The 26,653-nt window shown below is 42.8% G+C and carries 14 protein-coding genes; 10 read left to right on the top strand and 4 right to left on the bottom strand.

Translation table 11 applies throughout. The features are described from left to right. The first annotated feature begins 20 nt into the window (after window positions 1–20). From Q0R88_RS19345 to Q0R88_RS19320, 6 genes are all read left to right on the top strand, one after another. Window positions 21–1,958 (top strand): SGNH/GDSL hydrolase family protein, encoded by a 1,938-nt coding sequence (locus Q0R88_RS19345; RefSeq protein WP_295719318.1) that lies wholly within the window; start codon window positions 21–23, stop codon window positions 1,956–1,958. Window positions 1,959–1,985: 27 nt separating this feature from the next. Next, window positions 1,986–3,299, top strand: a complete 1,314-nt coding sequence (locus Q0R88_RS19340) for an alpha-L-fucosidase (protein ID WP_295719317.1) — start codon at window positions 1,986–1,988, stop codon at window positions 3,297–3,299. A gap of 9 nt (window positions 3,300–3,308) precedes the next feature. Then, the gene (locus Q0R88_RS19335; RefSeq protein ID WP_295719315.1) at window positions 3,309–5,645 is read left to right on the top strand and encodes a glycoside hydrolase family 95 protein; all 2,337 of its coding nucleotides are present in this window, start codon (window positions 3,309–3,311) and stop codon (window positions 5,643–5,645) included. 444 nt (window positions 5,646–6,089) lie between these two features. Beyond that, complete coding sequence (locus Q0R88_RS19330; protein WP_295719313.1) at window positions 6,090–8,132, top strand: alpha-galactosidase; 2,043 nt, start codon at window positions 6,090–6,092, stop codon at window positions 8,130–8,132. Between the two features lie 13 nt (window positions 8,133–8,145). Continuing rightward, a complete protein-coding gene (locus Q0R88_RS19325; protein ID WP_295719312.1) occupies window positions 8,146–10,353 on the top strand; it encodes an alpha-galactosidase in 2,208 nt (735 codons plus the stop codon). 201 nt (window positions 10,354–10,554) lie between these two features. After that, the gene (locus Q0R88_RS19320; RefSeq protein ID WP_295719311.1) at window positions 10,555–13,365 is read left to right on the top strand and encodes an outer membrane beta-barrel family protein; all 2,811 of its coding nucleotides are present in this window, start codon (window positions 10,555–10,557) and stop codon (window positions 13,363–13,365) included. 139 nt (window positions 13,366–13,504) lie between these two features. On the opposite strand, the gene Q0R88_RS19315 is transcribed toward Q0R88_RS19320, so the two are convergent. The 4 genes from Q0R88_RS19315 to Q0R88_RS19300 are packed head-to-tail and all read right to left on the bottom strand — an operon-like array spanning window position 13,505 to window position 16,187. Then, window positions 13,505–14,158, bottom strand: coding sequence for a response regulator transcription factor (locus tag Q0R88_RS19315; protein ID WP_295719308.1), 654 nt, complete (start codon window positions 14,156–14,158; stop codon window positions 13,505–13,507). Window positions 14,159–14,164: 6 nt separating this feature from the next. Further along, window positions 14,165–14,953, bottom strand: a complete 789-nt coding sequence (locus Q0R88_RS19310) for an ATP-binding protein (protein WP_295719306.1) — start codon at window positions 14,951–14,953, stop codon at window positions 14,165–14,167. Beyond that, window positions 14,920–15,576, bottom strand: coding sequence for a hypothetical protein (locus Q0R88_RS19305; RefSeq protein ID WP_295719303.1), 657 nt, complete (start codon window positions 15,574–15,576; stop codon window positions 14,920–14,922). The genes Q0R88_RS19310 and Q0R88_RS19305 overlap by 34 nt, the downstream gene beginning before the upstream one ends. A gap of 14 nt (window positions 15,577–15,590) precedes the next feature. After that, entirely contained in the window at window positions 15,591–16,187 is a 597-nt protein-coding gene (locus Q0R88_RS19300; RefSeq protein ID WP_295719301.1) for a hypothetical protein, read from the bottom strand. A gap of 453 nt (window positions 16,188–16,640) precedes the next feature. Between Q0R88_RS19300 and Q0R88_RS19295 the strand changes: the two genes are divergently transcribed. The 4 genes from Q0R88_RS19295 (at window position 16,641) to Q0R88_RS19280 (ending at window position 26,635) form a co-directional block, all read left to right on the top strand. Continuing rightward, window positions 16,641–17,174 carry a tail fiber protein gene (locus Q0R88_RS19295; protein ID WP_295719299.1) on the top strand — a complete coding sequence of 178 codons (534 nt, stop codon included), beginning with the start codon at window positions 16,641–16,643 and terminating at the stop codon, window positions 17,172–17,174. A 234-nt stretch (window positions 17,175–17,408) separates the two neighbouring features. Then, the gene (locus Q0R88_RS19290; protein ID WP_295719297.1) at window positions 17,409–24,548 is read left to right on the top strand and encodes a cadherin-like beta sandwich domain-containing protein; all 7,140 of its coding nucleotides are present in this window, start codon (window positions 17,409–17,411) and stop codon (window positions 24,546–24,548) included. A gap of 367 nt (window positions 24,549–24,915) precedes the next feature. Further along, window positions 24,916–25,824 (top strand): PorP/SprF family type IX secretion system membrane protein, encoded by a 909-nt coding sequence (locus Q0R88_RS19285; RefSeq protein WP_295719296.1) that lies wholly within the window; start codon window positions 24,916–24,918, stop codon window positions 25,822–25,824. Between the two features lie 160 nt (window positions 25,825–25,984). Continuing rightward, window positions 25,985–26,635, top strand: coding sequence for a hypothetical protein (locus tag Q0R88_RS19280; protein WP_295719294.1), 651 nt, complete (start codon window positions 25,985–25,987; stop codon window positions 26,633–26,635). The last annotated feature ends 18 nt before the right edge of the window (window positions 26,636–26,653 follow it).

The following is a 26,653-nucleotide window of genomic DNA, read 5'->3' as shown; positions in this document are numbered from 1 at the left end:
ACAATAAAGCTGAAGAGTCAATGCTAAAACTTAAATATTTAATTACCCTGTTACTTTCAATCACTGCTTTTTCGGCCTTAAAAGCACAGGATAAAACTAATCTGTGGCAGGGTTTTGAAAAAGTACAACTGAAATTTGGAGGTTACGATGCATATTACGTAAAACCTGCCCATCCATTGCCGGGTAATCCATGGGTGTGGCGTACATCATTCCCCGATTGGCATACCCAAATGGATAGTATCCTGCTGGCAAAAGGATTTTATGTTGCTTTTATCAATGTAGATAACCAGTATGGCGGCCCCGAGGCCATGAAGTTTTATGATGTGTTTTACACCTACCTCACCAAACAGCAGGCCTTTGCGCCAAAGGTGGCCCTCGAAGCCGTAAGCAGGGGCGGTTTATATGCTTATGCCTGGGCTAAGCGCAACCCCGATAAAGTAACCTGTATTTACGCCGAAACCCCTGTTTGCGATATTAAAAGCTGGCCCGGCGGTAAACTAAAAGGGGCAGGAGATGCAAACGCCTGGAATGAATTAAAACGGGTATATCATTTTACCGAGGAACAGGCCATTGCCTATAATGATAACCCTATTGATAACCTGGAAGGCCTGGCATCGTTCAGGGTGCCTGTTTTGCATACTATAGGTCTTGATGATAAGTTAGCCCCGCCGGCAGAGAATAGCGATGTTTTGGCGAAGCGCTATATCGCATTGGGAGGCCCTATCAGTATCCATCCTGTAACACAGGGACCAATGGAATTGCAGGGGCATCACTTTAAGGTTGATCGCCCGGCTTATTATGCTGATTTTATTTTCAATAACTCATACCCGGTACAAAAAATACTGCCATATAGTGATTATGTTAAGGTTGCAGGCGGGTTAAATAACTTTTATTACGCAGCAACGGTAAAGAAAAAGGCCACCGTATCTTTTTTGGGAGGCTCTATCACCTTTAATCCGGGCTGGCGCGATAAGGTGTGCAAGTACCTTAAAGAAACCTATCCCGAAACTGATTTTCATTTTATAGCTGCGGGCATCCCGTCATTAGGCAGTCTTCCGCACGCTTTCAGGGTTCAAAGAGATATTCTTGATTCTGGTAAAACCGACCTGCTTTTTGTGGAAGCAGCCGTAAACGACAGAGGCACCGATAGTACTACACAAGTACGCGCTTTAGAAGGAATAGTGAGGCATGCAAAGCTGACTAACCCGATGATGGATGTAATTTTTATGGCATTTGTCGATCCTCAAAAAATGGACAATTATGCCAAAGGCAAGGTATCGCCCGAGTTATTGAACCACCAGATGGTTGCCACGCATTACAACCTGCCCTATGTTAACCTGGCGCTTGAAGTTAATGATAAGATAAAAAACAAGGAATTAACCTGGGCCGATGATTTTAAAGATATCCATCCATGGTACCATGGGCAGGAGATCTATTTTGAAAGCATCAAGGCGTTGTTACAAGCCAGTATTTTGGCCGAGTATAAACAACCTTTTAAAGCTGCTTTACCCAAACCAATTGATAAGGCAAATTATAATAACGGAAGCTATTACAATATCGCCAATGCCAAACTGGATAAGGGCTGGGCTATCAACCCAAACTGGAATCCAAAGGATGGCCTTTCCACTCGCCCCGGTTTTGTTGATGTGCCGATGCTGATCTCGACTGAGCCTGGCAGCGAACTAACCCTGCCTTTTAAAGGCACAGCCGTTGGTGTTGCCGTTGTGGCCGGGCCCGATGCCGGTATTATATCCTACTCGGTTGATAATGGAGCTTACAAAGAACTTGACCTGTTAACCGAGTTCTACAGCTGGATCCACCTTGGTGTTTATCATCTGCTTGGCGATAACCTGAGTAACGGTAACCATATATTAAAAATAAAGATCAGAGACAAAAAAAATAATTCGAGCAAGGGCAACGCCTGCCGGATTGTTAACTTTTTTGTAAATAATAAATAGTACAACCTAATTAATTAAAACTATACCATGGAGAAAAAAGCAGGGCTCATCATAGCTTTTGTGTTAAGTACATGTGTTTCAATTGCCCAACAGGTAAAAAACGCTGCACCGCTTAAAACGCCCAAGGCGGTTATGGATCAGTTTATGGATAAACGTTTTGGCATGTTTATCCACTTTGGCCCGGTTACCCAGCGTGGTACCGAAATAGGCTGGAGCCGCAATGACCAGGTACCCGAAGAAGATTACGACAACCTGTACCATGAATTTAACCCAACATTATTTAATGCCGATGCCTGGGTGAAAGCTGCAAAGGATGCCGGGATGAAATATTTAACCATCACCGCCAAACATCATGACGGTTTCCTGTTATGGCCAAGTGCTTTTTCTGATTACAACGTTTCCAAATCACCTTTTAAAAGAGACATCGTTGGTGAACTTGCCAGGGCATGTAAAAAACAAGGTATAATTTTTTGTATCTATATGACCGTGCTTGATTGGCACGACAAGGATTACCCGATAGATAATCCTCATCACCCCGAAATAAATGCGAGGAAAGGGGATATGACCGCTTTTAAAACCCGCATGAAAAACGAGTTGAAAGAAGTGATCACCAAATACCACCCGTTTATGCTTTGGTTTGATGGTTATTGGGAAAAACCATGGACAACAGAAGATGGCAAAGAAATTTACAGCTACATTAAAAGTGTTGATGCCAATGTTATTGTAAACAACAGGCTTGGAAAAATAAGCGATAAGCTGGACGGCGATGCGGTGGGTGACTTTTTAACACCCGAACAAACTATAGGAAAATTAAACATGGATGAGCCATGGGAAAGCTGCATCACCATTTGTAACCAATGGGCCTGGAAACCTAACGACGGGATGAAATCTCTTAAACAGTGCATCCAAACTTTAGTAACATCAGCATCGGGCAACGGTAACCTGCTGTTTAACGTTGGCCCGGCTATGGATGGCCACATGGAGGCCCGGCAGGTAGCCCGTTTAAAAGAGATGGGTAACTGGCTAAAACAGAACGGCGAAGCAATTTACGGTACACATGGAGGGCCATATGTGCCAACTGCCGAATACGGTTCCACGCGTTTTGGCAATAAAATATACATCAACATTTTTCAACACAAGGATAGTACATTGAATATCCCCTTATTGCCTAATGTTAAAATACTAAAATCATATTTCCTTAACGGTAATGCGGTAGCTATCAAATCTGATAGAAGAGGATATAGGATAGAGTTGCCAGCCACCTTGCCCGATGAAAACTGCTCTGTAGTAGTGTTGGAGCTGGATGTAAATGCAATAGATATTCCCGTAATAAAATCATAACAAAACCTGATGAATTTAAAATTTATTATACCGGGCGCAACAGCGCTCTTATTAATATCAACCATCACTTTTGCACAGCAAAAGCCGCTTACTTTGCATTACGATAAGCCAGCGTCAAGGTGGGAAGAAACGCTTGCATTGGGCAACGGTCGGCTTGGGATGATGCCGGATGGAGGAGTTGCTAAAGAAAATATTGTACTAAATGATATTACCTTATGGTCCGGCTCGCCGCAGGATGCCAATAACTACGATGCCTATAAAAAGCTGCCACAAATAAAGGAGCTTTTATTAGCAGGTAAAAATGTAGAGGCGCAGGCTTTGATAGATAAGGATTTTGTTTGTAAAGGTCCCGGTTCGGGCGGTAAGCAATGGGGGTGTTTTCAAACCCTTGGTAATTTGAACCTGGAGTTTGATTATAAAGGCGCCGATGCTTCAAAATTCACCAACTATGAAAGGGAACTTTCCCTTGATAATGCCATAGCCAAAAGTACTTATACGGTTAATGGCGTTACTTACAAGCGTGAGTACTTTACCAGTTTCGGCGATGATGTGGATATGATCCGCTTAACGGCCAATAAACCTGGTCAGCTAAATTTTAGTATTGATATCAATCGTCCGGAAAGATCAGTTACAACAACAGATGGCAACACCCTGCAAATGGCAGGTAGATTGGATAATGGTACTGACGGTAACGGCATGCAATATATTGCCAACGTTAAAACAAAGCTTATTGGCGGTACTTTAACCCATACAGCAAACAGCCTTGTAGTAAAAAATGCAACCGAGGTGATCATTTATGTTTCTGCAACTACTGATTTTAAAGATCCAGCCTTTAAAGCAAAAATGGAGCAGCATTTAGCCGCCGCCATGAAAACGAGTTATGCATTGCAAAAACAGCAGCATATAGCCAAATTTCAAAAACTGTTTAACAGGGTAAGCATCAATTTAGGCGAAGGTAATTCAACCGAAACTACTGATCAGCGCCTGATCAGCTTTCACAAAGCACCTGCGGACGATAAAGGTCTGCCGGTTTTATTTTACCAGTTTGGTCGTTACCTGAGTATTTGCAGCACCCGCATTGGTTTATTACCACCCAATTTGCAGGGTTTGTGGGCCAATGAAGTACATACCCCCTGGAATGGTGATTACCACCTGGATGTAAATGTGCAGATGAACCACTTCCCGGTAGAGGTTTCCAATTTATCAGAATTAAACCTGCCATTGGTTGAGTTGGTGCGCGGCATGGTTAAAAATGGCGAGCGCACTGCAAAAGCTTATTACAACGCAGATGGCTGGGTGGCCCACGTAATTACCAACGTTTGGGGATGGACAGAACCCGGCGAAAGCGCCTCATGGGGCGTAACCAAAGGAGGTTCGGGCTGGTTGTGCAGCAATATTTGGGATCATTATGCTTTTACCAACGATAAAAACTTTTTGAAAAGCGTTTATCCAATTTTAAAAGGATCGGCTCAGTTTTATAACAGCATCCTGGTTAAAGATCCTAAAAGCGGTTACATGGTGACCGCCCCATCCTCATCTCCCGAAAATAGTTTTATGATGCCCGATGGCAGCGGCCAGCATGCGAGTATCTGCATTGGCGCCACCTTTGATAACCAGATCATGCGTGAGCTATTTACCAACGTAATTACCGCATCAGAAACTTTAGGTGTTGACGCAGATTTTCGCGCCCAGCTGAAAAAAAGGCTTAAAGAAATTCCGCCTGCAGGTATCATCAGTAAAGATGGCCGTATCCAGGAATGGCTGGAAGATTATAAAGAGACCGAACCACAGCACAGGCATATTTCCCATCTGTACGGTATCTATCCGGCATCGGAGATCACGGCAGATGGCACACCTGAACTGGCAGAAGCCGCAAAGAAAACCCTTAACGTACGCGGCGACGATGGTCCAAGCTGGTCTATCGCTTATAAGTTATTGTTTTGGGCGAGATTACATGATGGTAACCGTGCCTATAAACTCTTTACCGAGATTATGAAACCAACCACAAGTACAGGCATCAACTATGGTGCAGGTGGTGGTATTTATCCAAACCTTTTATCTGCCGGGCCGCCCTTCCAGATAGATGGTAATTTGGGTACAACTGCTGGTATTGCCGAAATGCTGATCCAAAGCCATGAAGGTTATATCAACCTGATCCCCGCCATCCCCGATAGCTGGAAAGCAATGGGCGAAGTAAAGGGCTTACGGGCACGCGGTAATTTTACAGTTGATTTTAAATGGAAAGATGGTAAAGTAATCAGCTACCGCGTTACATCAACCACACCACGCAAGGTGAAAATAAAGGTTAACGGAATAATGAAGGAAGTAATGGCAGTGAAGTTTTAAGCTTCATCTGTTTTAATAAACAGCTCGTCATCGCGAGTGGTAAAATTCGGGGGACACTGAAGGGGAAATGACGTTAAAAAGGTTTGTCATCCTGAGGGACGAAGGATCTATTCGCAGACTGTACAGGGCGAAGAAGTATGGTGGAGAGTAGATCCTTCGTTCCTACCCATGACGTATTGGATTTTGAGACGTGTGGGCCTGTCAGTCTGAGCCTGTCGAAGACTCGCGCGGAGAGGCCTCTGCCCGCTATCCTTCGACAGGCTCAGGATGACACCCATTTTTGTTACGTCATTTTTTTCTTCAGAGGCCAAAACGGATTTCAAAACTCAGGATGACAAAAGGGGTTTTAGCAAATACGTGCCTCGCAATGACGCGGAAATGAACTATTCTTAAAGCATAAAAAGAGTTATTAATAAAATTTAAACGGTCTCTTAAAAGGAATTAATGAAGATACTTTATAAGCTAACTACAGCTTTATTATTGACGGTTGTATTGCCCGTTATTGCACAGGCATCCATCCATAAGCAAACTTCAAATATCACTATGCCCTACGGCAAAGGCAATACCATTGTTTATGATCTTAAAACCGGCAATTATAACGTTTATCACGGTAAAGTGGCAATATTCTCCAATATCAGTTCAACCTTTAAAATAAAGGATGTCGCGGTTTCTACTACCGATGCTCTGTCGCGGAAATATACTACAGCGGCTATCAATGATGGTTTTGGTAAAGGCGAAAAGCATGTAATAACCATAACCGGAAATAACCTTGCTAAAATTGAGCAAGTCTTTTATACCTATCCCGGTAAAGAGTTTTTCCTTACACAGATAGTATTGTCAGGAAAAAACCTGAGCAGCAATTCCATCATGCCTTTCTCTGCCAATATACCTGTTGTTACCGGCGACGTCCGCAGCATCTTTGTTCCTTTTGATAACGATACTTTTATTCGCTATAATGCAAAAGAGTTTAAGGCTCCGTTCAGCAATACCAGCGCCGAAGTTGGTGCCGTATATGATAACACTTCGCGCAATGGTTACATTGCCGGCTCCATTGAGCACGAAGTATGGAAAACCGGTATTCGTACTACATCAAAAAATGATAGCGGCAACAGGTTGCTGGTTTGGAGCGGCTATACCGATGTAAATGTAACCCGCGATCACACCGATCACGGCGATGTTAAAGGTGAGGTTGTAAAATCGCCTAAGATTTTTGTAGGCTACTTTGATGATTGGCGTACCGGCATGGAAGAATATGCCAAAGCCAACCGCATTGCCGAACCCCCTGTTGTTTTTAACTGGACAAATCCAACACCCGTTGGCTGGAATAGCTGGGGCGTAATGCAGGAAAAACTGAACTATGAAAAGGCCACCAAAGTAACCGACTTTTTTGCTGATAGCCTGGCTGCGTTCCGTACAGGCAACACGGCTTTTATCGATCTTGATTCCTATTGGGATTTTATGTTAAAAGGCGGTTTGGAAGGCGATTACAGTAAGCTGAAAGAGTTTGCCGATTACTGCAAAAGCAAAGGTCTGCAGCCCGGTGTATACTGGGCGCCGTTTACAGACTGGGGCTGGAAAGATGGTCCCAACAGAAAAGTAGCCGGATCAAATTATACTTATGGGGAAACCTGGACAAAAGTTGGTAAAGGCTTTCATGAAATTGACGGCGCAAGGGCCGTTGACCCCACGCACCCAGGTACGCTGCAACACATCGACCTGGTTATTGGCAAACTAAAGGAATGCGGTTTTAAGATGATCAAGATTGATTTCCTGGGCCATGCCACTGCCGAATCAACCCATTTTTATGATCCCACGGTAACTACCGGTATGCAGGCTTACCGTAAAGGGATGGAGTACCTCATCAATAAACTCGGCGACCAGATGCTTATCTACGCCGCTATATCGCCCACACTGGCTACAGGAAGATACGTGCATACCCGCAGAATTGCCTGCGATGCTTTTAAAAGTATCGATAACACCCAATACACCTTAAATAGTGTAAGTTACGGCTGGTGGCAAACCTATTTATACAATTACGTTGATGCAGATCATGTGGTATTAGCAACAGAAAGTGAAGGTACTAACCGCGCGCGGATGTTATCGGCGATGATAACCGGTACGTTTATTACAGGTGATGATTTTTCGGTACATGGGCAGTGGAGCAAGAGAGCCATTGCATGGTATCAAAATCCCGAAATATTAACCGTGATAAAAAATGGTAAAACTTTTAAACCAGTTGAAGGTAATACCGGTGAAAATGCCTCTGAAATGTTTACCCAAAAAATCGGGAATTGTATCTATATTGCCTTGTTTAATTATGGCAATGAACCCAAAACGTTTGCTTTTGATAACAAACGTTTAGGATTAAACCCAACCGCATCATATGAAGTTCATGAACTGCTGCAAGGTAACACCATAAACCCAAAAACAAGCTTTAAACTGGGCGGAAGCGACGCGGCATTGTATAAATTTGAGATCAAAAAATAACCAAAATCATAAAATGAGAAGAACACAAAAAACATTCCTGGTACCTGTTTGCCTTACGCTGGCAAGTTTGTTATCTGCAGCGACAGCAAGTTTCGCTCAAACGGTAACTATCCCTGTAGAAACACAAAATAACGCATTGGTGTTGCAAACCGATGCCGAGAAAAACCTTAAAATGGTTTATTTCGGCACAAAATTGAGTAATGCCAAAGAGTACGAACAGATCCTGAAAATGTATCACCAGGCTGATGATTCGGGTGTTCTTAATGATGCTTATATGCCATCCGGTTCGGCGAGTCTTGCCGAGCCTGCTATAACGGTTACACACGCAGATGGCAATAAATCACTCAACCTGGTTTATGTAAGCCACACTGTTACTAAAATTGATGAAGATGTCAGCTTATTAACCGTAAAGCTGAAAGATCCTGCTTATCCTTTTGAAGTTACCCTGTATTATAAAACTTATTTTAAAGAAGATGTAACTGAACAATGGTCGGTTATAAAACATGGCGAAAAGGGGACGGTAACGCTTAATAAATTTGCTTCTGCAAATTTAAATTTAAAGGGTGATGGCTTTTGGCTCAAACAATACCATGGCAACTGGGCTTCTGAAATGCAGCCCGAAGAAGCAAAACTGACTCACGGTATTAAAACCATCGATAGCAAATTGGGCACCCGTGCCAATTTATATGAGCCATCGATGTTCATGGTATCTATGGATAAACCCGCTACCGAGGACGAAGGTAAAGTAATGCTTGGTGCGCTGGAATGGTCGGGTAATTTTAAGATCGATCTGGAATTGGATGTTTCTAATAATTTGAGGGTGATTGCCGGTATAAACAATGCCGCATCAGAATATCACCTTAAACCTGCCGAAGAATTTACTACCCCGGCATTGGTTTATACCTATTCAAACCATGGCAAGGGGGATGCCAGCCGTAAATTACAACGCTGGGCCCGCAAATATAAAATTGTTGATGGCGAAGGCGAAAGACTTACCCTGCTGAACAACTGGGAATCAACTTATTTTGATTTTAACGAAACCAAACTGGCTCAATTATTAAAAGATACCAAAAAATTAGGTGTCGAATTATTTTTGCTGGATGATGGCTGGTTTGGTAATAAATTCCCCCGTAACGGTGATGTTGCCGGACTTGGGGATTGGCAGGAGAATAAACTGAAGCTGCCAAACGGCATCAGTTCGCTGGTTAAAGAAGCGCAGGCAGATGGCGTAAAATTTGGTATCTGGATAGAGCCGGAAATGGTTAACCCAGCCAGTGAATTGTATACCAAACACCCGGATTGGGTAATTAAGCAACCTAATCGCCCCGAAAAATATTTCCGTAACCAGTTGGTATTGGATCTTTCCAATCCGCAGGTGCAGGATTTTGTTTATGGGATAGTTGATAACCTGTTTACTAAAAATCCAGATCTGGCTTATATTAAATGGGATTGTAACGCAGTGATCTATAATGCGTATTCGGCTTATTTGAAAAAAGATCAATCACATTTGTATATTGATTATGTTCGGGGGCTATATAAAGTACTTGAACGCGTAAGGGCGAAGTATCCAAAGGTTCCTTTAATGCTATGTTCTGGTGGCGGCGGTCGTGTTGATTATGGCGCGCTTAAATACTTTACAGAGTTTTGGCCAAGCGATAATACCGAACCGTTGGAGCGTGTTTTCATTCAATGGGAGTACTCGTTCTTCTACCCGGCTATCACCAGCTCAAACCACGTAACAGATTGGGGCAAACAGCCATTAAAATTCCGTACAGATGTGGCTATGATGGGCAAATTAGGTTTTGACATTGTGGTAAGTAAACTAAGCGAGCAGGATCTTTCATATGTTCATGGCGCGCTTAAAAATTATGATTACCTGAAAGAAGCCATCTGGCACGGCGATCAATACCGCCTTCAAAGCCCTTGGGATAATGATGCCGCATCTATTATGTATGTAAATGATGCCAAATCAAAAGCGGTGGTATTTAACTATTTGGTTAATAACCGTTATAATGCGGGTACTAAAGTGCCTATCCGTTTAAAAGGCCTCGATCCGCAGAAAAAATACCAGGTTAAAGAGATCAATCTTTATCCCGGCACCAATTCAACTATAGGTAATGATTTGACGCTTACCGGCGATTTTTTAATGACCGTTGGCATCAACCCCGATGTTAACAGTGGCAGAACAAGTGTTGTTTTGCAGCTCGACGAAGTTAAGTAACAAGGTTGTTATGTAACAAGGCTGCAACAGTTTAAAATAAACTGTTGCAGCCTTTGTATTTTAGCCCATTAGTTTAATTACTGTCAAGCATACAGTCTAAAGTAGTTAGTATACAGTCAAAAGGTTATTTATTCATCTTTTGGCTAAAACTGATAGCTGTAGAACCAAGACTGCCTAAACAATTGCAATAGCTGCCTTACTATGAAAAAACCTTTACTTCTGTTATTGATGATTGTATTTGTCAGTATAACCTATGCCCAGGGCCGCCGGGGAGGCGGGAATGGAAACAACGGTAATAATGGCAATAATGATAATTTTCAGCAACGGAGATCAAAGGAGCAAAAAGGTCCATTACCTTTCAGGGAAGTTATAGGGGTTGTTAAGGATACCGCTGATAAAAAGATGGAAGGTGCAACTGTAAAACTGGTATCGGCTACAGATAGCGCGGTTACCAGTACCGGCCCAACCGGTAAGTTTGCATTCAGGAAAGTTAAATCGGCTACGTTTGTGATAACGGTTACCAGTATTGGTTATCAACCTGTTATCAGGAAGATGCTGAATAATGATGAATCGCGCAGCATATCGCTTGATCCTTTTGTTTTAAAACAGCAATCACATATGCTTGGGGAGGTGGTTGTGAATGGTGGCCCGAGCATTTCCTATAAAACAGACACAGTGGAATATCGTGCCAGCGACTATAAACTGCGCCCAAATGCCACTGTTGATGAACTGATAAAAAAAATGGAAGGTGTTGAAGTTGCCAAAGACGGTACGGTAACACACCAGGGGCAGGCTGTTGTAAAAGCCAGACTGAATGGCAAAGATTATATAGGCGGCGACGTGGCGCAGGCCATTAAAAACCTGCCTGCCGACATTGTGGAAAAAATACAGATCATTGATGATTACGGCGACCAGGCTGCCCGTACGGGCATTAAAGATGGCGACCCTCAAAAAGTGCTCAACATTACCACCAGGCCCGATAGATCTGTAGGGAATGTTGGTCGCTTAAATGCTGGTGCTGGCAGTGATGAACGTTATGATAACCGCCTTTTTTTTCAGCGCTTGAATGGCAATGAGCAGATAGGCGTGATAGGCAGTTTTGTAAATACAGTGAACGGCGTTTCGGGGAGCGGAGGCGGTGGGAGTGGTGGTACTACAAAAACAGGCGGGCCTAATGTCAGTTACCGCAGTTATCTTACCAAAAAAATCCAGATCAATACCAGCTATAACTATAATTTTAGAGATGTAAATTCCATAAATCATAGCGATGGGCAACAGTTCAGCAAACTGGGTACAACCAATTTTATCAGGAATAACAACGCGCAAAACAATAATAAAACCCATAACGTTAACCTGGAGCTGGAGTATAATATTGATAGTGCCAACTATTTAAAAATTACGCCAAATTTTAGTTACTCGGGTTCAAGTTCCTCAAATGTTTCCCAAAATTTTAAAACGGGGTTAATTCACCAGGATATTTCGGGATTAACCGGCAGTAATAATACAGTACCTGCATACGGTGGTATCGTGTTTTATCAGCATTTGTTTAAAAAGCCCAAACGTAATCTTTCCCTGCAGGTGAGTTATAACCGATCAAATAATGAAACGGCTAATAATCAGGATAATAATATTATTTATTACCAGGGTTCAACAAGTACCATGCTAAAAGATTCATTAGTGCATCGTTACATCAGTCGTACTAACCTGAGTAATAATTTCAGAACCAGTTTTACTTTTGTTGAACCATTGAGCGATGTATCACAGCTGGAGTTTAATGCTCAGCTAAATGCACGCAGCTACGATAATAAGGCATACACTTATAACATAGATTCCTTAGGAAACCGGCCACTGGTGGATTCATTGAGCAATGTTTTTAAATACTCATTTACAGAAACACGCATAGCGCTCAATTACCGCTTAAACCAAAAAAAATATAATGTTTCATTAGGTGTTACGGCTGTGCCTACCGTGTTGGATGGGACAAAAATTAGCGATGGTATTGTAAGTACTCACCGTAATAACTTCAATTTAATCCCGATAGCGCGTTTCCAGTACGTATGGTCAAAACAGGAGCGATTTTCTGTTAACTATTCGGGCAGTCCGCAGGAACCAACATTTAACCAGATTCAGCCGGTGCGCGATGAATCTAACCCGCAAAACCCGGTTGTAGGTAACCCCAATCTGAAACCATCATTCAGGAATTCTATCAATCTGCAATACAATAATTATATTGTTGATTCAAAGTTCAATGTATCGGCAAATGGCAATGTAAGTTTTATTAAAAACCAAATAGTTACCAATACCGTGCTAATACCCGATGCTCTCGACTCAAAAAAAAACGAAACGCACTACATCAATTTAAACGGCAGCTATGCTATTGGTGGCAACTACAATATATCAAAACAACTGGATGATCGTAAGTATAACCTTTCGCTCAACGGAACTATCAATTATGGCCATGGTGTATCCATGAGTGAGGGCTTTCAAAACTATACAACCACCTGGCATTTTAATGAACGTTTTGGTCCACAGATCAATCCAAACGAATCAATAGAAGTTAACCCTTATGTATCATATGATGTTGCAAAATCCTTCTTCACGCTGCCAAATTCGGTAAATACCAATATCAGCACAACTGCCCTTGCTATTGACGGTAAATTTTATTTTCTCGAAGGTCGCACAGCTAATTTTGGATACAGCGCGAGCAAAAATTTTGTTGAAGGCGTGTCTAAAAACCTAACCCGTAACCCGCTGGTAATTAACGCTTATATTGAACAGCAGTTTTTTAAACGTAGAAACCTAACGCTCACTTTCCAGGTATTTGATATTTTGAAGCAAAATAATTTTGTTAGCCAGGTTACTAACGAAAACTCGGTAACTAACACGCTCAGCAATGCGCAAAGCCGATACTTTATGTTTAGCGCCAAGCTGAACCTTCAAAAATGGACCGGTACGCCCATGCGCCATGGACAAAGGATGAAGAGAAGAGGGGACGGAAGTTTTATTGAGTAGGGGGGCAGCCTTTTCAGGAGAATAAAGTCATGCTTGTTTCGGCAACCCACATGCAAGGTTTACAGCATGAAGTCCACCTGTCCCGTGGGGTGACGAAACAAGTTCGGCATGACTGGTTGGTAAAGATATAACGGTTCCCCTATATCTTTATTAAATCCTGCTTCAAAGCCGCTATCACTAATCCTGTTCTTGATTTTGTTCCAAATTTTTGAAACAAGGCTTCGCGATAATTATCGATAGTATGAGGACTCAGGTTCATCATATCGGCAATTTGTTTGTAGGTAAGATCGCTGCAGCATAGCTCTAAAAACCTCAGCTCGTTTGTGTTTACTTCTACCTGCTGTGTTTTTATAGCCTGATTGTCCTGAATGTTGCGTAATAGCTTGCCGCTTACCAAGTCATTAATGTAATAGGATTGTTTAGCAATACTGGTAATGGCATCAAGCAGATCGGATGATCTTGATTGTTTAAGCATGTAGCCGCCGGCACCGCTTTTAAGCATCCCTATGATGGGTTTGTCTTCTTCAAACATGCTTAAAGCCAGTACTTTTATATGAGGGTGGTTTTCCTTAATCCATTTGGTACTTTCATAGCCATCCATCTGTGGCATGGTAATATCCATCAGGATCACTTCGGGCAGGGGTTGGCGTGGTAGTTTTTTGATCATATCCTGGCCGTTCTCGGCGTCAAAGATCACGTTAACTTTGCCCGAATCGGTAAGCAAACTTACCAGGCCCTGGCGAAAAAGGGTGTGGTCATCAACAATGGCTATATCTATTTTATCAGCGTACATTAATATTTAGTAGGGTATGGTTACAATAATTTCAGATCCGCTTCCGGCTACCGAGTTGATGGAGGCTGTGCCATTTATCATGGCCGCCCGTTTGGTGATGTTGTGCAGGCCCATCCCGTTTTTGCGTTTTAGTGTTTCTTCTACATTAAAACCTTTCCCGTTATCGCGGATTGTTAACTTAAATGAATTTTCAATCTGCTCTAAAGTTATAAATATTTCGGTTGCTTTGGCATGCTGGATAATGTTATTTATAATCTCCTGGAACAGCCGGAACAGGATGGTTTCTTTTCCGCTATCGGCATTAAATGTGTTGAAATTTCGCTTATCAAAATTGATTTTAAATTTGTCTGATCGTTGTAGCCATTCCAGTTCAAATTCAATAGCTGCTGCCAATCCGCGGTTTACCAGTTCTTCGCCGTGCAGCAGGCGCGATAAGGCTTTTACTTCTTTGATGGATCGGATTGTGAGGTCTTCAACAAAAGCCAGTTTCTGAGCCGTTTTGTCTTTATTGTCCAAATCGATAGAACTTAAAGTGATAGTTGTGATACTCAACAACTGCCCGATGTTATCGTGCAAATCGTAGGCGATGGTTTTAAGGGTTTGCTCCTGTACTTCTATCTGGGTTTTAAGCAGTTCATTTTCAAATGTTTTTTGCAGCAGCAACTTTTCCTCATGATGTTTCTTTTTTTTGCGATTGTAGGAAACTACATAGATAATGAGGAAAAGCGGGGCGATCAAAAAAATTAGGGATGTAAGCCCTATCAGGAAGATGATTTCCTGCGAAGATATCTGCATAAAAAAGCGTATGACCAAAAAGAGTATAGTGTTATGTTTAGTAAAATAAAAATATAGTACCGTATGGAAAGCTGGTTATTGATAGGTTTTAAGCTGGAAAGATAATCGAAAAATATGTTACAGGTTGTACTGCCGAAGTAAAAAAATAACGCGCCGCTTACCCACCAGAACGGTGCTGAAAATGCAAGCCGCTCAAAGTTTTCGTCCATCAGTTTAAGGTAGTAGTAATACAGGCTTGCCAGTACAAATACAACCGACATTACGGTAGCGGTTATGGATACAAATGTTTTAAAATGATTCATAACCAGCTCTGCCACGTATATGGCGGTGAAAATAATATACCAGGCAATAAGCCATTTACCGGTATTTTTAAATGGCCTGTATAAACTGTAAAACGCGTAGCCTGTAACGCCGCATTCAAACAATAAAAAAGCATTGTACAGGGCGTAGTTAGGCACATGTGCTATTTTACGCAAGTATACGCCGGTCATTTCAACAAGGCAGGTTAGCAGCAGGTATGGGATAAACAGCTTCCAGGCTGTACTCTTATCTTTTAATAAAAAGATAAGAGCAGCCAGGAAGCATATAAATTCACACCCGGTATTTATGGTGATGAACATCATTTGTTTTAATTGATTTAGTTGCCTAATAGCAATAGGGTTGCACCTTTACAGGTAGCCGGTGGCGGGCATTGTTCGCCGCGATTTTCGGGGGTGGAGCCAACAATAAAACCTTGCTGGCCACCATTTTGGCCCGCCTGTGATTTTTTGCCATAGTAATCCTGGTGGATTAGAGTGCCTGTAGTACTGTCTGGTTTTGTTGATACCATTACCAGTGTATTATAACCCCAGTATTGTTTCTCAGGTTTATGGCCGCCCTTAAAATCTTCGGAGTAAGATTTGTCGTAAGTAGCCAGGTAAAAACGAATGCCATCGCCCTTCTCCTTTTTTATAGAATCAACAAGAGCCTGTAGCCTATCAACACTAAACCAAATGCACCTGGTGTTTGATCCTTTATAGGTCCTCTCCACGGCTTGCGCATCAGAGAAGGCTGAATCAACCGTGCCGGCATTTTTTTTATAGTTTTTTACGTACCTCAGCGCCGTTTGAAGGCTTAACGTATCAATGTTAATGCCGATTTTATTAGTGCTGACATCGGCTTGCTGCTTTTGCTGGCACGAGCTAAAACCAATTGTGGCAAAAGCCAGGGAAATTAGGGTAATCTTTTTGATCATGATGTTGTTATTTGAGTTTACCGAAAGTGCTCAATTATGTGTAGAAACACAACATCTATATTAAGCCTTTTTTTACCCTTAAAAACACTTTTAAAAAAGCTGATTATACCCTGTGCTGCCTTTTAATTAAAGCAGAGATTTGAAATGTAATACAAAAGCAAATAAAATCACAGTAGCATTTTTTTTACATATTAAAACGTATTGTTAAATACTATGTTTTTGGTAAAAAAAATGCTTTACAAGGGCGGTAGTATTCTTAATTGGTAATAAAATTAACCAGACGATTGCTTTTATAAAGTGTTGATAATTAGACTGGTGTTTATAGCTTTAAATTATAAAATACCGGCAGCGAATAAATTTTATATTACACATATTAATATATATTTACCGACGAATTAACCAATTTTAAATCAAATATTTAACTTATTAACTAAAACCTAAACTTTATTAACTATGGAACCTTACATTGGTGAGATCAAAATGTTTGCGGGCGATTTTGCCCCACGTGGATGGGCGCTTTGCGACGGAAGTTTATTACAAATTAGCCAATGGCAGGCATTGTTTTCAATAATCCAGACTTATTATGGCGGTGATGGCATGTCGAATTTTGCCTTGCCTGATTTGCGTGGCCGTGCACCAATTCAACAAGGGCAGGGTAAAGATTTATCAGCGTACAACCTGGGCCAGGCAATCGGTAAAGAATCTGTTGTACTTTCAACAGATCAGATGCCAGCACACACACACCTTATTAAGGCCAATTCAACCGGTGCAAACCAGGTTTTACCTACCAATTTTTACCCATCAGCCCTTATTGATTCAGTTTCTGGCGAAAGTAAAAACCTTTATTCAGATGTTGCACCTGATGTTACTTTAAATCCAGGTTCGGTATCAACCGTTGGTGGTGCAACCGCGGTAAATTTAGTTCAACCTGTTTTGGCCATAAACTTCATTATTGCCCTTGAAGGCATATATCCATCAAGACCATAATCATTAACGCTACCCAATGCTGATATACAATTTGCAAGGGTAAAAAATAAAGTGTTACCCCTGCCTTATTTAACCATAAATAAGGCAGGGGCAACGCTATACCAAGTAATGTCAAATTACGAACATAGCAAGCAGCAGGTTTGAATTATGCTTTAACAACTTAAGGATAATACCTTAAAATTAAAATATAATATCAAGCCGATATTCAACAGACAAGTTCCCTAAACCTCAAAAATGAAAAAACTTTTACCTCTTTTAATTAACCTGTTTAAAGTTAATCTGCACACATTGATGGCTTTATTGCTGTTTGGGGCGATGTTGCTTGCTGGGTTTAATAGTAATGCGCAAGTATATTATGTAACAAATGATGGTAAAGGTACCGCTCAGTCAGCAGATGACGGAATCCATAGTTTAGACTATCAGGGAGGCAATAAAACAGACTTTGCGTCTAATTTTACGCCTTCGCCTATACTGTTACAGGTGGACCTGCAACATAACAGGGCTTTTATTTATGAAGCTTATACTACAACGCCACCAAACGGTATAGGTATAAAGGTTGTGAATTTAACAACAGGCGCAATTATAAAATTTATTACGCTAACAATTCCTGTGAGGATTCAGTCGATAAGATACGATCCGGTAAATGACTATATTTACTATGTAACGCAGGATGCAACAACCAGCGTCGCGGGCACTAATGATGCCCTTTGGCGCGTAAAGCCGGATGGCACTGGTTCAACATCGTTAGTATCTGGTTTTTGTAAAAATCCAACATTCCTGGCGCTTGATCCAAAAAACAACCGAGCATTTGTATACGAAAACCTTTTTGCCGACCATAGTTTGGTTGTAATTAACCTGGCAGACAACTCGGTAACCCGTACTATACCTACTGTTGCGGCATCTGGACCTTTGGTGGGTGTTGACTGCGCGTATGACCCCGTAACGGATTATATTTATATGCTGACATCGGAGAATACTGCGGCATTAGGGGATAACGACGCGTTATTTAAAGTTCACCCGGACGGTACAGGACAAACAACCGTTAAATCTAAAGTATCTGCCCAGCCCAGCTATTGTATGGCCGCGGACTTTGGTCATAATAAAATCTACTATGCCGATGGCAATCCGGGTGGCAGTATAACCACCCGCAGTATAAATAGCGTCGATCTTACAACAGGGGCAGTAAGCACGCTGTTGGATGGATCAAGAATTCCGGCATTTCCGGCTATAGTAACGGGCTTGTGGGCACCAGATCTTGCAAGGCTTTCAACCGCAACGGTAAGCAATATATCCTCGACTACCGTAACCATGGGAGGTAGCGTAACCTACAGTGATATTGCAGTTACAGAAACAGGGATAGTGTATAGCAGTACAAATACACTACCGGTTATTGGTACAGATCAGAAACAGGCTATAGGGTCAGGTACAGGTTCATTTTCGGGAGGGCTAAACGGGCTTAGTCCTGTTACCTTGTACTATGCCAGAGCTTACGCAACCAGTGCGGCCGGTACGTCATATGGAGATGTAAAAAGCTTTACAACGTTGTCCAATAATGCCTATCTTACGAGTTTGGCACTAAGTTCAGGCACATTAAGTCCGGTATTCTCGGGCATTACAAATGCGTACACGGCAAATGTAACCTATAACGTAACATCAATAACCCTTACTCCTGTAATAGCACAGGCCAATGCTACCGTAAAAGTTAACAACACAACTGTGGCCTCGGGTTCTGCATCAGGGGCGCTCAGTTTAAATCCGGGTAGTAATATCATCACAACCGTGGTAACAGCGCAGGATGGCATCACCACCAAAATATATACTACCACTATTACCAAGGATAAAACGCCCCAAGCCATCACCTTTAATAGTATTCCGGCAGTTACTTACGGGGCAGCAGATTTTACTTTAGGCGCGGTAGCGGCCAGTACGCTGCCCGTATCCTACACCAGCGATAATGCCAATGTTGCTACAGTAACCAGCGCCGGCCTTGTACACATTGTAGGCGTGGGTACTGTAAATATCACTGCATCGCAGGCGGGTAATACTACTTATTTGGCAGCAACAAATGTAAGCCAGCAATTAACGGTTAATAAAGCAGTATTAACCTATACTGCCGATGCCGCATCGCGCGATTACGGCGCAGCCAATCCAACTTTTACGGGTTCGGTAAGCGGTTTTGTAAACGGTGATAGCAAGGCAACGGCCACAACAGGTACGATGGTTTTTACCTCAACCGCTAATGCCACCAGTCCGGTAACCACCGACAATACAAAAGTGATCAAGTACCCGATAACCGGGAGCGGCCTAAGCGCAGCCAATTATAGTTTTGTACAGGCCACGGCAAATAGTACGGCCTTAACGCTTAATAAGATCGTTATCACTTATACGGCACAGCCCGCAACCAAGGTATATGGAGCTGCAAACCCATTGTTTAACGTAGTATTTACGGGTTTAGCCAACGGCCAGACTATTGACCAGGTTGCCTTTTCATTTGCCTATGCCACTACAGCTACTGAAAGTAGCCCCATAGGCAGTTACCCTGTAACGGTTAATGGATTGGATGCGCTCAACTACACTTTTACGCCTGCAGCCTCCAACACCACTATATTTACCATAACCAAGGCTAATTTAACGTTTACGGCGCAGGCCGCCTCCAAGCATTACGGTGAGGCAAATCCTTCGCTAAGCGGTGCCATAACCGGCTATGTCAACAATGAAACCGCCGCTACTGCCCTGGCAGGTACGCCGGTTTATAATACCACAGCTACCACAACCAGCAGTGTTGGCGGTTACCCCATAACATTAAGCGGAGTAACGGCAGCCAACTATAATTTAATTGCCGCTGCTGCCAACAATACGGCCTTAACCATCGCCAAAAATACCTTAAGCTATGTTGCCACCCCGGCAAGTCGCGCATTTAATACGGCAAACCCATCAGTAACAGGTACCATAACGGGCTTTTTAAACGGCGATACCCAGGCATCAGCTACTACAGGTACGCTTAGCTTTAGCACAGCGGTAACATTAAGTACGCCGGTCGGCACGTATGCCATCAACGGCTCGGGATTAAGCTCGGCTAATTATAACATTGCGCAGGATGCTTCAAATGCTTCGGCATTTTCAATATTCTTATCAACCAATGGTAACCTGAGCAGCTTATCTATCAGCCAGGGTAGTTTATCTCCTTCGTTTGCATCAGGCACTAATAATTATACTGCAACGGTTGCAACAGGTGTTACTTCTTTAACGTTAACACCAACCTTATCAGATGTTAACGCGGGAGTAACGGTTAATGGTAACCAGGTAACATCCGGCGCGTCATCGGGCGCCATCTCTTTAAACGTTGGCCCCAACATTATCCCGGTAAATGTAACCGCGCAGGATGGTACCACCACAAATCCTTATAATATTACGGTAACCCGTTTGCCGTCATCAGATGCAACATTAAACAGCTTTAGCATCAGTACTGGCACACTCCCATCACCTGATATTTACAATGTATATAGGACAAGTGTGGGCAATACACTTACCAGCTTTGATCTTACAGCAATAGTGCACGAATCAAATGCCACATTAACGGTCAATGGTACACCATTTAACTCGGGCACGCCGGTAACTCTTCCGCTCAGCTTAGGCGATAACACCTACAATGTAGTGATCACCGCGCAAGATGGCACAACGCAAAATTATTATGGCCTCGTTATTAACCGCGCCTTCTCGTCAAATAACTTGCTAAGCAGCCTGGCAGTAAGTACAGGTTCACTTAGTCCGGCTTTCGGCAGCGGCGTCAATAACTATACCGTTCAGGTAAGCAATGCAACCACCTCTATCGATATCACACCTGCTTATGACGTTACTGCATTGGCATCAATAAATGGGTATTCCGCACCTTCGGGCATAGCTTTAACCACTCCGCTTGCAGTGGGCGATAACGCTGTACCAATAACTGTAGTTGCTCAAAATGGTGCGTCAAACACGTATAACGTAAATGTACAGCGTGTCGCATCAACAGACGCTACACTTGCCGGTCTGGGGATAATTACCACCAATTCGGGATTGGATGTGCCTTTCGACAGTGGTACTTATACCTATAACACTACGGTAACCGGCGATGTAACGGCCTTCATCCTAAAGCCAATTGCTACAAACGATGGCTCGACGATAACCATTAACGGGGCGGCTTTAAATACTGCTAACGGCAATGCCATCACGCTCCAATACTTTTCGGCAGTTGAACCTATGGTGATCGTGGTTACTGCCGGCGATGGAACAACTCAAAAAACATACACCGTAAATGTAACCAGGAATTTCTCGACAAATAATTTGCTGCAAAGCTTAACGATGAACATCAATGGGACAATAACACCGCTAATCCCTGTATTTGATCCGGCAACGAATGATTATACGATGGTCATTAGCGATCCCAATGTAACCGGTATTGTAATTGCGCCCGTGGCACAGGATAGCCATGCCGAAGTAAGGGTGGGCGGAGCGCTCGTGAATGTAGGAGCATCAAGATTTGTAGCCTTACAGGGGGGCGTCAACGTTATACCCGTAAATGTGCTCTCATTCGGTGGCGGTAACAATACCTATAATATTACCATCAATCGGGCATATTCATCAAATGCAGGTTTGATCAATGTTATACTTTCAGGTAATGCACAGTATTCGGCTATCATTAACCAGACCAATAATAACCTTACTGCTACTATTCCTAACAATGTAACGGCAATCAGTCTTATCCCCAACGCGTCTGATCCAGGCGGTACGGTTATTACGGTAAATGGATATGCTATATCTGGTGGTGCATCTGGTAGCTTGCCACTTGCCGTAGGTGATAACGTATTTACTGTAGGTATTACCGCAGCAGATAATTCTAATACACAATATTATACCGTACATGCTATAAGGCTGCCGTTTACCGATGTTACGCTCAGTTCGTTAACGGTAGATAAAGGCGTACTTGCACCCGCTTTTTCACCGGGCACAACAAGTTATACAGTAGTGGTAGCCAACAGCGACAACGCTATTACTGTTACGCCGGTGGCTTCGGCAGCAGGGGTAACAGTAACAGCAGGCGGACAAACCATTGATGCTTCAACTCCTTCGTACACCAACAGTGCGTTGTTTGAAGGCAACCAACGCATCCCTGTCAGGGTAACAGCACCCGATGGCGTGAATTTTACAACTTATGCTTTAAATGTGCTTCGCCCGTCTGTAAACCAGGCTTACCTTGGTAATATTGTTTTGAGCAGCGGAGCTATTTCGCCCGCGTTTTCCCGAAACACCGTAAATTATACGGCTACAGTTGCGGGTAATGTTTCGTCTGTGAACTTTACCCCGGCAACGGCCGAAGCCAACGCTACCATTACTGTGACCAACGCAGGTAACACAACCACCATCAATGCCGGTACGCCATCAGTATTAATACCGTTAAATGCGGGTGCAAACACAGTAACCACAAACATAACCTCACAGGATGGCAGTACTACCAAAACATATACAGTAACTATAACCAGGACAGTTCCATCTGCCGATGCAACTCTTGCAGGCCTTAACCTTAGTACCGGCACCCTTAGCCCGGTGTTTAGCAGCAGTACAGATACCTACACCGCCAACGTAAATTATGCAACAGGTTCAATTACTGTAACTCCGGCCACTACCAATGCAAATGCCGTAATTACGGTAAGGGGGCTGGCCGTTGTTTCCGGGTCTGGTTTAAGTGTGGCTTTAAACCAGGGTAGCAATGCTATCCCCGTTGTAGTAACCGCCGAAGATGGCAGCACAACCAAAACTTATACTTTAACGGTTAACAGGGCTGCTGCATCTGCCGATGCTACATTAGCCAGCCTCGGCATAAATGCCACAACGATTAGCCCGGTATTTACCGCAGGTACAACCAGCTATACTGCTGTTGTAGGTAGCAGTGTAAGCAGTATAACACTTTCGGCCTTTTCAAATGAGCCCAACGCTACAGTGTTAGTAAATGGCACCGCACCTGATGGCGTAACCGGAACAATTGATATCCCGATAAATGCAGGTGCAAATAATATTGCTATTGCAGTAACTGCCGAAGATGGGATTGCCACCCGTACATACACCGTAACCGTGAGTAAGAAGAAATCATCAGATGCAGCCCTTACCTTGATAGCAGTCAGCGGCGCTGTATTGACCCGGGTGGGCACCACAGATCATTACACAACATCTGTAAGTTCTTCTGTAACCAGTATACAACAGAGTGCAACGTTGAGCGAGAGTCATGCCACTTTTACAGTGAATAATATAGCGGCAACATCAGGGACAGCTACAACAGTGGCGCTTAACGCCACAGGTACCACGGATATTAATAATGTAGTAACTGCCGAAGATGGGATTGCCACCCGTACATACACCGTAACGGTGACTAAGAAGAAATCATCAGATGCAGCCCTTACCTTGATAGCAGTCAGCGGTGCTGTATTGACCCGGGTGGGCACGACAGATCATTACACAACATCTGTAAGCTCTTCTGTAACCAGTATACAACAGCGAGCAACGCTGAGTGAGAGTCACGCCACTTTTACGGTAAATAATATAGCGGCAACGTCAGGGGCAGCTACAACAGTGGCGCTTAACGCCACAGGTGCCACGGATATTAATACTGTAGTAACCGCCGAAGATGGGATTGCCACCCGTACATACACCGTAACGGTGACTAAGAAGAAATCATCAGATGCAGCCCTTACCTTGATAGCTGTCAGCGGTGCTGTATTGACCAGGGTGGGCACCACAGACGATTACACAACATCGATAGATTCCGGAGTTACAAGTATCCAGCAAACAGTAACATTGAGTGATAGCAATGCAACTGTTACAGTTAATGGTACAGCAGCAAACGCGGGGGTTGCAATACCCGTAACAATTGATGCCGGTGCAACAACTGTTACAACTGTAGTAACAGCCGAAGATGGAGTAACTACAAGAACATACACTGTAGTTATAAACAAGGTTACGTCATCCAATGCACCACTTACGCTGGCTTTGCACACGCTTTATGATGATAATAGTGCGGGTATAGCCAAAAAATCAAATAACATCACCAATTCCTATGATATCATAGTTCACCAGGCCGTATCACCAAATGGCGACGGATTGAATGATTACCTGAACATTGAAGGCATAGAGAAATACGCCGACAATCACCTGTCTATCATGAATGCAGCCGGCGCGTTGGTATATGATGTAAAAGGTTATGGCAGCAATGGCAACCTGTTTGATGGGCACTCCAACAAAAGTGGGTCACTGCAAAAACCAGGTACTTACTATTACTCGCTGGAGTATAAGGATGGTGCCGAAACCAAACGTAAAACCGGGTACATTGTACTTAAATATTAAAATATAACAAAATTAGTCCCGGCCGCTGATCTGTCATTAATCAGCAGTCGGGATTATTTGTAAAAGATATCCTTTGCAGTTAGCTCGGCGGAAACAAAATGCCGGGGTTAAAAATATGATTGATGAAAGTAAGGGGCTGCTAATTATTGATTGCCTAATACTCATTTCAACCTTATTTTATGCCATAAAAAAGGGTGAAATCAGCTTGTGAAAAAATACAATTTAGGTGAATATACACTTTCAGTAACTCAATAATTCAGTCTATCATTACGTAAGTTTTACGATGCCGGAATTTACATGTAGAAACCAGGTACCAAAGCTTTAAAATACAAATACCTGATAAAACGCGCCATCACAATTAATACTCATGTTCACCAAAAAAACAATTATAGCTCTAAGTTTTTTGCTGGTATCAATCAGCTTCAAGGTTTCTGCACAGCAACAGATTTATAGTTACAGCCAATATGCCGATAATCTTACAGCGGTAAACCCTGCTTATTCAATGCTTGATAAAGCCGGCTCGGTAAGTGTGCTGGGACGCAAGCAGTTTATTGGGATAGACGGCGCTCCGAGCAGTGTGATGCTGAACGCGAATTTTCCTATTGAATCAATTAATGGGGCAGCAGGAATTTATGTACTTAATGACCAGGCGGCTGTTGAACATCAAATAGAATTTAACGCATTTTTTGCTAAAGGGATACAACTAACCGAAACCAATTACCTTGCAGTTGCATTAAACCTGGGGGTTCGTAACTATGTTGGTAATTATTCTCAGCTGGATGCCTCAGATCCGCAGTTTATGAATGATGTGCGCGAAACAAAACCCAATATTGGTTTTGGAGTGATGCTATATAGCCCCAATTACTATCTCGGTCTTTCGGTACCTGAGTTTACTATCCGTAGCCTGGGCAACGCTTCTGAGCAGCAAGCCAATTATCTGCGCACGCATTATTACTTTACCGGCGCGTACCTGGCCGATGTAAGTGATGATGTAAAGTTTAAACCGGCTACCTTGATTTCCTATGTAAATGGATCTCCTGTTGTTGCAAATATGTCAGGTACATTATATCTGAAGGAGCAGCTGGGGCTGGGGCTAAATTATCGCACAGATAAAAAAGCGGCGGCTATGCTATCTGTAATAGGCAAAGCTTTCAGGGTAGGGTATAGTTACCAGTTTGGCACATCATCCAATAATTTGGGTGGGGTAAATATTACCACGCATGAAGTTAGTATAAGTTACAGGTTTGGAAATGTAACTGAAAGTAAGTTATTATAGAGGAAAAATAAGTCAGCGGGATATTTGAGTGTAAATTAATAGCATCTAAAAAATGGCTAAAGGGATAAGCTTTGGCCTAACATATAGCAATTTTATACAACAGGCGGATACCGAAAAGCCTTAAAAGAGTAGGTGTAAAATAAACCTAAACAAAATAATCATGACTTCTCCTATTACAGAACTAACCCCTTCAGAACAACAGCACATGCTTTTCCTGTTCATTCCGGTAAAAAAAGGATCGGCAGATAGTGTAAACGAGGCGTTAACATCTCTTAAACAAGCTGTATTGCCTAATAATGATATCAGAGCATCTACAGGGGTACACTTTTTTATGTTTTATCACTTAGCTGCAGGTAAAAATGCAGGGCTTCCTATCCCAAGTTTCCAGGCGCTGGATGACAGGGGCTTATTTGTGGTACAATCTATTTATGATGCTGATTTTGCACCATACATTAGTTCATTTGTTGAACATCCTATAATAGCATTTGGCCTTAACGCAGTGTTGGCAGGTATGGATGAAACCGGCCTTATTGATCCTGAAGATCCCACCTCGGCAGTTTATATTTTGGCTAATGGTGGTGTTCAGTCAAATCCGGGCGCGTTTAACTGCTTATTAATGCGGTATAACTTTGCCGATCCAACTATACCGGCGGCAATTTCTTCTGCGCCAAACCAAAAATATGTATTAGGTTCAACCTTCCCTGGTTTAACAGTGGGCAGAATACTACAAAAGTATCCGGATGCGCAAAGCCTGTGGCCTTCGCCTGCGGCGCCAATTACTTTTGATCCATCGGTAAAACCAAGTTGTTAATAATTGTAAGCCCCGCCC

The organism is Mucilaginibacter sp., assembly GCF_025362475.1.
Lineage (GTDB): Bacteria > Bacteroidota > Bacteroidia > Sphingobacteriales > Sphingobacteriaceae > Mucilaginibacter.
Note: the sequence above shows the minus strand (reverse complement) of the source record. Positions and strands in the feature narration are given on the sequence as shown.